The sequence below is a fragment of the Pseudomonas sp. GM55 genome, assembly GCF_000282395.1.
GTDB lineage: Bacteria > Pseudomonadota > Gammaproteobacteria > Pseudomonadales > Pseudomonadaceae > Aquipseudomonas > Aquipseudomonas fluorescens_CC.
Genome location: NZ_AKJJ01000026.1, coordinates 1 through 7,712 on the forward strand (window position 1 = coordinate 1; position 7,712 = coordinate 7,712).

General features: G+C 60.4%; 8 protein-coding genes. 6 read left to right on the plus strand and 2 right to left on the minus strand.

The annotated features are described in order from the left end of the window. Nucleotides 1–61: 61 nt before the first annotated feature. The 3 genes from PMI31_RS03595 (at nt 62) to PMI31_RS03605 (ending at nt 2,558) form a co-directional block, all read left to right on the plus strand. The gene (locus PMI31_RS03595) at nt 62–340 is read left to right on the plus strand and encodes a lipid-A-disaccharide synthase N-terminal domain-containing protein (RefSeq protein ID WP_008016295.1); all 279 of its coding nucleotides are present in this window, start codon (nt 62–64) and stop codon (nt 338–340) included. Nucleotides 341–343: 3 nt separating this feature from the next. Continuing rightward, nucleotides 344–1,753: an ArnT family glycosyltransferase gene (locus PMI31_RS03600; RefSeq protein WP_008016296.1), complete on the plus strand. Its 1,410-nt coding sequence runs from the start codon at nt 344–346 to the stop codon at nt 1,751–1,753. A 295-nt stretch (nt 1,754–2,048) separates the two neighbouring features. Next, complete coding sequence (locus PMI31_RS03605; protein ID WP_043302175.1) at nt 2,049–2,558, plus strand: DUF1993 domain-containing protein; 510 nt, start codon at nt 2,049–2,051, stop codon at nt 2,556–2,558. 187 nt (nt 2,559–2,745) lie between these two features. Here PMI31_RS03605 and sstT read toward each other — a convergent pair whose 3' ends face one another. Continuing rightward, the gene (sstT, locus tag PMI31_RS03610) at nt 2,746–3,978 is read right to left on the minus strand and encodes a serine/threonine transporter SstT (protein WP_008016299.1); all 1,233 of its coding nucleotides are present in this window, start codon (nt 3,976–3,978) and stop codon (nt 2,746–2,748) included. Between the two features lie 305 nt (nt 3,979–4,283). Here sstT and PMI31_RS03615 point away from each other — a divergent pair, with 305 nt between their 5' ends. Then, nucleotides 4,284–5,438 (plus strand): MFS transporter, encoded by a 1,155-nt coding sequence (locus PMI31_RS03615; protein WP_008016300.1) that lies wholly within the window; start codon nt 4,284–4,286, stop codon nt 5,436–5,438. 5 nt (nt 5,439–5,443) lie between these two features. Here the strand turns inward: PMI31_RS03615 and nhaR are convergent, their stop codons facing one another. After that, complete coding sequence (gene nhaR / locus PMI31_RS03620) at nt 5,444–6,343, minus strand: transcriptional activator NhaR (RefSeq protein ID WP_008016301.1); 900 nt, start codon at nt 6,341–6,343, stop codon at nt 5,444–5,446. 135 nt (nt 6,344–6,478) lie between these two features. Between nhaR and PMI31_RS03625 the strand changes: the two genes are divergently transcribed. Further along, nucleotides 6,479–6,721, plus strand: a complete 243-nt coding sequence (locus PMI31_RS03625; RefSeq protein WP_008016302.1) for a hypothetical protein — start codon at nt 6,479–6,481, stop codon at nt 6,719–6,721. Between the two features lie 29 nt (nt 6,722–6,750). Next, the gene (locus PMI31_RS03630) at nt 6,751–7,500 is read left to right on the plus strand and encodes a TerC family protein (RefSeq protein WP_008016303.1); all 750 of its coding nucleotides are present in this window, start codon (nt 6,751–6,753) and stop codon (nt 7,498–7,500) included. The last annotated feature ends 212 nt before the right edge of the window (nt 7,501–7,712 follow it).

Below are 7,712 nucleotides of genomic sequence, written 5' to 3' on the forward strand. Positions count from 1 at the left end.
TCGGGGTCTGGTGGCTGATCAAGCGCACGCGGCTGCACACCATTGCCCAGGAGATTGAAGGATGAATCTCACCCGCGAAGCCTTGTGGCTGATCGTCGGTTTTGCCGGCCAGATCGCCTTTACCGGGCGCTTTGTCCTGCAGTGGCTGTACAGCGAGTACAAGAAACGCAGCGTGATCCCGGTGAGCTTCTGGTACCTGAGCATCGTCGGCAGCACCTTGCTGCTTGCCTATGCCATTTACCGTGAAGACCCGGTGTTCATCGCCGGGCAGGCGTTTGGCTCCATCGTCTACTTTCGCAACCTGCAATTGATCAAGAAAAGCAAACACCTGAAGGAGTAGGTCATGCGCGGATCGTTATCGACCCGAAATATTACGTTGCTCGTGGCTATCGCGATGGCGTTGCTGTTTTTCTGGGGGTTGGGCAGCGTGCCGTTCCTCAGTGTCAACGAGGCGCGCCGCGCCGTTACCGTGCGCGAAATGCGCGAGGCAGGCAGCTGGCTGCTGCCTTACATGAACGGCGACTTGTACCTGTCCAAGCCGCCGTTTTTCTATTGGGCGGGCCTGGTTTCAACGGCGGTGCTGGGCAGCTTGTCCGAGTGGAGTGTGCGTCTGCCTTCGGCGCTGGCCGCGGCCTTGTGCTGTTTTGGCACCTATCTGTACGGCGTTCGGCAGGCGGGGCGGCAGGTCGGTTTGTTCGCCGTGGTGTTCCTGGCCGCGAACGGTGCCTTCAGCCTGTTCGCACGGCGCTCGGAAATCGAGATGCTGTTGACCCTGCTGTGCTTCGGCGCATTGCTGGCGGCCTGGCAGTTCATCTTCCAGCAAGGTCGGGTCTTCTGGAGTCGGTTGAGCTATGTGCTGCTGGGGTGCGCGCTGCTGACCAAAGGGCCGGTTTGCCTGTTGTGGGTGACGGCGCCGATCCTGGCCTATGCCTTGATCTACCGTGATGCCCGGGCCAAAGCTTATCTGTGCGACGGTTGGGGCTGGCTGATTGCCGTGGTGCTGGGCAGTTCCTGGTACGTGGCGGTGTCGGTGAGTCAGGGCTGGGGGATCTGGGCGTCGATCATCAGCGAAGACATCGTGAATAAGATCGACGGGCAGGGCGCCGAGGCCTGGTACGCGTATCTGTTGTACCTGGCCGGTGATTTCTTCCCGTTCTGGCTGATCGTGTTCGTACAGCCGCGCAAGTTCTGGGCAATGATCCGCTCGCGCCGCGAGGCTGCCATGCTGCTGTGCTGCAGCCTGTTGCCGCTGCTGGTGTTTTCCCTGTTCACCGAAAAGCACGGCAAGTACCTGTTGCCGGTTTATCCGTCGATGGCGTTGCTGCTGGCGATGCACTGGTCGGCGGTGCTCGATGACCTCAAGGGGCGTTGGCGCACGGTCCTGGTCGTTGTGCCCTACGTGATGCTGGCCGGGTTTGTGGTGTTCTACATGTTCGTCGAAGTGCGGGTGTTGTCGCACCGGGTCGGTGGCCTTGAGCAGGTTGCCACGCTGGCCGATGGGCAGCCGGGGCAGAAGGCCTATACCCTCGGTGAGCCGGATATCCGTCTGGTCTATTACATGGGCCGGCCGGTGGCGCCACTGACGGTGGCGCAGTTGCAGTCCGAGTCCCGTCCGGCGGGGCTGCTGTTTGTGCAAGAACCCCTCGCACCGGAATTGCAGAACCTGGCGACATGCCAGGTCGGTGAAATCAACCCGTACCTGAAACCGGACCGTGCAGCGTTGCTCGTGCGTATGGGGGGCGACTGCCGCTGATCGGCTTCCCGGCCGAACACACGCGTCAGCACATCACCCGTCCGGACCAGGCAGGACTAACGATTCTGCCGTCGTGCGCACGGCAATAGTTTACGGCAGCTGAAAAAGACCGGTCTCGGGAGACCTGTGCATGGCTATAATCGGCCCCTGATGCCGATCACCTGTAGGAGCGAGCCTGCTCGCGATGGGCGTCAACGATAACGCGTTCATTCTGGATAAACGCGTTGCGCTTGAGTCCATCGCGAGCAAGCCCGCTCCTGCAAATGACCCACGTTCCCTCCACACGAGACCTGCCATGACCATTTCCCTGTACGACGCTTCCGTGCCTGTTTTCCAGCAAATGCTCAACGCCCTGAGCGATGTACTGAAAAAGGCCGAGGCTCACGCCACCGAGAAAAACATCGACCCTAACGCGTTTCTGCAAGCGCGCCTGTTCCCGGACATGTTCCCGCTGGTGCGTCAGGTGCAGATCGCCGTTGATTTCAGCAAGGGTGTTTCCGGTCGCCTGGCCGAAGTCGAATTGCCGAAGTACGACGACAGCGAAACCACCTTCGCCGAACTGCAAGCGTTGATTGCCAAGGCACTGGCCTTCATCGGCTCGATCAAGCCGGAGCAGATCAACGGCAAGGAAGGCATCGAGATCGTCACCCGCCCGGGCACACCTAAAGAGAAACGCTTCACCGGCCAGTCCTACCTGCTGACCTACGGCCTGCCGCAGTTCTTCTTCCACGTCACCACCACTTACGCACTGCTGCGCCACAACGGCGTGGAAGTGGGCAAGCGCGACTACATGGGCGCGTTCTAAACCGTCCGGGTACAAAAAAGCCCCCGGAGCCTAAGGCTGCGGGGGCTTTTTCATGTGTACGCATTTATTCGCTAAATCACGAACCCTGTGGGAGCGAGCTTGCTCGCGATGAGGGAGTGTCAGTCGACATCAAAGTTGAATGACCCACGGTAATCGCGAGCAAGCTCGCTCCTACAGGGGGTGGGTGTCAGGCCAGGCGCTCGGCTTTTTGCTCTTCACCCAGGCAAGCCGCCGCGGTGAACAGCACATCGGTAGACGAGTTCAGTGCCGTCTCGGCTGAATCCTGCAACACGCCGATGATGAAACCGACTGCCACCACCTGCATGGCGATTTCGCTCGGAATGCCAAACAGGCTGCACGCCAGCGGAATCAGCAACAGCGACCCACCGGCCACCCCTGAAGCACCGCAGGCACAGATCGCTGCAACGACGCTCAGCAGGATCGCGGTCGGGATGTCCACGGCGATGCCCAGGGTATGCACGGCTGCCAGGGTCAGCACGGTAATGGTAATCGCCGCACCGGCCATGTTGATGGTCGCGCCCAGCGGGATCGACACCGAATAGGTGTCTTCATGCAGACCCAGTCGCTTGCTCAATTCCAGGTTGACCGGAATGTTCGCCGCCGAGCTGCGGGTGAAGAACGCGGTGATGCCGCTCTCGCGCAGGCAGGTCAGGACCAGCGGGTACGGGTTGCGGCGCAGTTTCCAGAACACGATGATCGGGTTCATCACCAGCGCCACGAACAACATGCAGCCCAGCAGCACGGCCAGCAGGTGCGCGTAGCCGATCAGGGCGCCGAAGCCGGAGATGGCGAGCGTAGAGGCCACCAGGCCGAAGATGCCCAACGGGGCGAAGCTGATCACCAGACGTACGATCACCGTCACGCCGTTGGACAAGTCGCCGAGCACTTCACGGGTCGTGTCGCCGGCGTGGCGGATGGCAATGCCCATGCCGATGGCCCACGCCAGAATGCCGATGAAATTGGCGTTCATCAGCGCGCTGACCGGATTATCGACCACGCTCAGCAACAGACTTTGCAGCACTTCGCCAATCCCGCCCGGTGCAGTCACTGCAACGTCCTGGGTCGACAGCACCAGGCTCGACGGGAACATCATGCTGGCAACCACCGCGACCACGGCGGCGGCGAAAGTACCCAGCAGATACAAGAACAGAATCGGCCGGATGTGGGTTTCCTGACCATGTTTATGGTTGGCAATCGACGCCATGACCAGCACGAACACCAGGATCGGTGCGACGGCTTTCAGCGCAGAGACAAACACTTTGCCGATGAATGCCGTGGACCTGGCCACGTCAGGGGCGAACAGGGCCAGGGCAATACCGGCGATCAGGCCGATCATGATCTGCGTGACCAGGCTCAAGCGTTTCAGGCGTTGCAATAGGGAAGGGGATGAAGCAGTCATAAAACGGCATCTCTGATTTTTTTAGGTGCAGGGTTTCGCGGGTGTGCAGCAACAAACAGGGCAGGCCGCAGGCAGGAAACCGAAAGGGAAACACAGGGTGTACGTTTTTCAGGGCGCGGACTTTATCACGGGCAGGCACGATCTTTCAGGCCTGTGACGAACTGCCACCATGGCATTCAACGAGATAGGCAGGTTCGTGCAACCGCGTTTGGAAACACTCTGTTAAGATTCGCCATCCTCATTTTCAAGTCTGCCAGTGGGCCTTCGGGTCATCGCTGGTGTCGTCGTTTTTTCTGGAGTTCTGCATGCTGTTGCCCATTCTTCTGTTGTCTGCCGCCGGTTTCACGGTGCTGACCACGGAATTCATCATCGTTGGCCTGTTGCCGGCCATCGCCCGGGACCTGGACGTCAGCATCCCGCAAGCGGGTTTGCTGGTGACGTTGTTCGCTTTCACCGTGGCCGCGTTCGGGCCGTTCCTGACGGCGTACTTCGCCCGCTTCGAGCGGCGCAAGCTGTTCATTTCGGTGCTGATCATGTTTGGCCTGGCCAACACGCTGGCGGCGCTGGCGCCGAACATCTGGGTGATGGCGTTTGCCCGGTTGATCCCGGCGCTGGGTCTGCCGGTGTTCTGGGCGCTGGCCAGTGAAACGGCGGTGGACATCGTCGGGCCGGATTACGCCGGTCGCGCCATCGCCAAGATCGGCTTCGGCATCGTTTGCGCCACGGTGTTCGGCATTCCGGTGGGCACGCTGATTTCCGATGCGTTCGGCTGGCGCAGTGCCTTTGCCATTCTGGCGGTCATCGCCTTTGCCAAGGCGTTGCTGCTGTTTATCTATCTGCCGAAGACCCATCTGCACCAGCATCAGGTGAGCCTGCTGTCGCAGTTCAAGATCCTGCGCAGCCCGCTGATGCTCGGTCACGTGCTGCTGTCGGTGGTGGTGTTCAGCGGTATGTTCACCGCCTACACCTACCTGGCCGACATCCTCGAACGCCTGGCCGGATTCAATGGCACAGTGGTTGGCTGGTGCCTGATGGGCTTTGGTGCGGTCGGGCTGATCGGCAACTCCCTGGGCGGCCGGGCGGTGGATCGTCATCCGTTGATGGCGTCGATGATGTTCTGCGCGTTCATGATTGCCGGCCTGGTGGCGCTGGTGCCGAACATTCATTCGCCGCTCGGTCTGGCGGCGGCGATGGCCATCTGGGGCGTGACCCAGGCGGCGTTGTTCCTGGTCAGCCATGTGCGCCTGATGAAAGCTGCGCCCGAGGCGCCGGCGTTTGCCGCGTCGCTGAACATCGCCGGGGCCAACCTCGGTATCGGCCTCGGCGCGATGATCGGCGGCCGCGTGATCGACAGCGTCGGCCTGCAAGGCCTGGGCTTCGCCGCGGCGGCCTTTATCCTCGCCTCGATCCTGCTGGCCATTGCGCTGATGACCTTCAAGCCCCGGGAAGTCTGTGCCTGAGCGTTTTAAAGCGCGGTAAACAGCTCGCGTCGGGCACCTTCGGTAATGGCAACAATGCCGGGGTGCCTGACCTTGCGTTCCACTGAGATGGCATAGAACGACTCGCTCACGGCGTCGGTCTGGCCGATCACTTCCACGCCATATTGGCGTTGCACCTCATCGGCAATCACGCTCGGGCCGATGAAGATCCCGCTACCGGATTGGCCGAAGGCCTGCATCAGGGCGCTGTCGTCGAACTCGCCGACAATTTGCGGCTGGACCTGCTGCTCGGCGAACCAACGCTGCAAACGGCTGCGCACCACGGTTTCCGGGCCGGGAATCAGCAGCGGCGCACCGTGCAGGTTGCGCGGGAAGTCGTGACCGTAACGTGCCGCCAGCTCAGGGGTGGCGAAGAAGCTTATCCCGCATTCACCGAGTTTCTGGCTGTAGCCCTTGATGTCCAGGTGCGACGGCATCGGGCTGTCGGAAATCACCAGGTCCAGGCGCTGGATCGCCAGATCGGCCAACAAACGTTCGAGCTTGTCTTCGCGGCAGGTGATGCGCAGCGGTTCGCTCAGCTCCATGGTCGGTGCGATCAGGCGGTAGACGATGGATTTGGGCACCACGTCGGCCACGCCGACGCGAAACAGGATCTGCTGCTCATTGGGTTGTGCCCGCAGCATCAGTTCCAGTTCGCCACCCAGCTGAAACATTTGCTCGGCGTAGGGCAGTGCCTGGCGTCCGGCCTCAGTGAGTTCAAGCTGCCGCCCGACGCGCCGGAACAACTCGATGCCAAAGGTCTGTTCCAGCAATGAAATCTGCCCGCTGATGGTTTGTGGCGTGAGGTTCAGTTGCTCGCAGGCGCGCACGATGCTGCCGGTCTTGGCCACCACCCAGAAGTAATGCAATTGCCGATAGTTGAGCATGACGATCTACAGTTCGTAAAAATCGAAGTATAACCGCTGAAAATACGAATTTTCCTGAAGTATTCACTTCCCTAGAATGCATCGCTATCAACGGGCCATCGTTCAGGTCCCGTTTGTTCTATCGAGGAAAGCATCATGAAGCTGAAAACCACGGCACTGTTGATCACGTCTTTACTGGTACTGGCCGGTTGCGACCAGGCTGAGAAAAGCGCGCAGCAGTTGATGGGCAAGGCCGCCGAAAGCGCCAAACAGGCGATTGACGATACCCACAAGGCCGCCGAGCAGGCGCTCAGCGAGGCCACCAGCGGGTTGAGTGGCAAAAAAGAATCATCGGAAAAAGAATCGGAAAAAACCGAATCTTCCTCCCAGGAAATCTAAACCGTATTACAACGAGTCAGGACTGACCCATGGACTACCTTTTACAACTTGCCGCCAGCCCCACCGCCTGGGTCGCCCTCGCCACCCTGATCGTGATGGAGATCGTGCTCGGCATCGACAACCTGATCTTTATCTCGATCCTGACCAACAAGCTGCCCTTGCACAATCGTCAGAGGGCACGGCGCATCGGTATCGGCATGGCGTTGATCCTGCGCCTGGGCTTGCTGAGCACCATCGCGTTCATCGTTCAGTTGACCGCGCCGGTGATCGAGATTCTCGGCCACGCGTTCTCCTGGAAAGACATGATCCTGATCGCCGGTGGCCTGTTCCTGTTGTGGAAGGCGACCACCGAGATTCATCACAGCATGGACCCGGCCCCGGAAGATCCGAAATCGGCGACCTCGACGGTGACCCTGGGCTTCGCTGCGGCGATCGGTCAGATCCTGATGCTGGACATGGTGTTTTCCATCGACAGCATCATTACCGCTGTCGGCATGACCGAGCATTTGCCGATCATGGTTATCGCGGTGGTGGTGTCGGTACTGGTGATGTTGTTGGCGGCTGATCCGCTGGCCAAATTCATCAACGACAACCCGACGGTGGTGATGCTCGCCCTGGGCTTCCTGATCATGATCGGCATGACGCTGATCGCCGAAGGCTTCGGCGCCCATGTACCGAAAGGCTACGTCTATGCGGCCATGGCATTCTCGGCTTCGATCGAGGTGTTGAACATGATGTCCCGCCGGGCCAGAGCGAAGCGTTTAGCCGCTGAAGTCTGACCGTCGCCAATAGAAACGGCCGCCTGAACTCCATGGAGTTCGGCGGCCGTTTTTGTTGGTGTCGGGTAAAGGTGTTTGTCAGTGAGCGTTGGCGTGTTTGTGCGGCGTCTCGTGCGCTTTCGGCGCAGGTGCGGGTTGAACCGGGTGATGGTGGCGGCGAGTAATGCGCAGCACCCCCCACAGCATGGCGGCGGCTACCGCCAGCCAGCTGC

What these genes read in the sequence shown, in the direction of transcription:
- sstT (WP_008016299.1), bottom strand. Translation starts at nt 3,978, where the DNA reads ATGACTGCTTCATCCCCTTCCCTATTGCAACGCCTGAAACGCTTGAGC.
- PMI31_RS03595 (WP_008016295.1), top strand. Translation starts at nt 62, where the DNA reads ATGAATCTCACCCGCGAAGCCTTGTGGCTGATCGTCGGTTTTGCCGGC.
- nhaR (WP_008016301.1), bottom strand. Translation starts at nt 6,343, where the DNA reads ATGCTCAACTATCGGCAATTGCATTACTTCTGGGTGGTGGCCAAGACC.
- PMI31_RS03630 (WP_008016303.1), top strand. Translation starts at nt 6,751, where the DNA reads ATGGACTACCTTTTACAACTTGCCGCCAGCCCCACCGCCTGGGTCGCC.
- PMI31_RS03615 (WP_008016300.1), top strand. Translation starts at nt 4,284, where the DNA reads ATGCTGTTGCCCATTCTTCTGTTGTCTGCCGCCGGTTTCACGGTGCTG.
- PMI31_RS03625 (WP_008016302.1), top strand. Translation starts at nt 6,479, where the DNA reads ATGAAGCTGAAAACCACGGCACTGTTGATCACGTCTTTACTGGTACTG.
- PMI31_RS03600 (WP_008016296.1), top strand. Translation starts at nt 344, where the DNA reads ATGCGCGGATCGTTATCGACCCGAAATATTACGTTGCTCGTGGCTATC.
- PMI31_RS03605 (WP_043302175.1), top strand. Translation starts at nt 2,049, where the DNA reads ATGACCATTTCCCTGTACGACGCTTCCGTGCCTGTTTTCCAGCAAATG.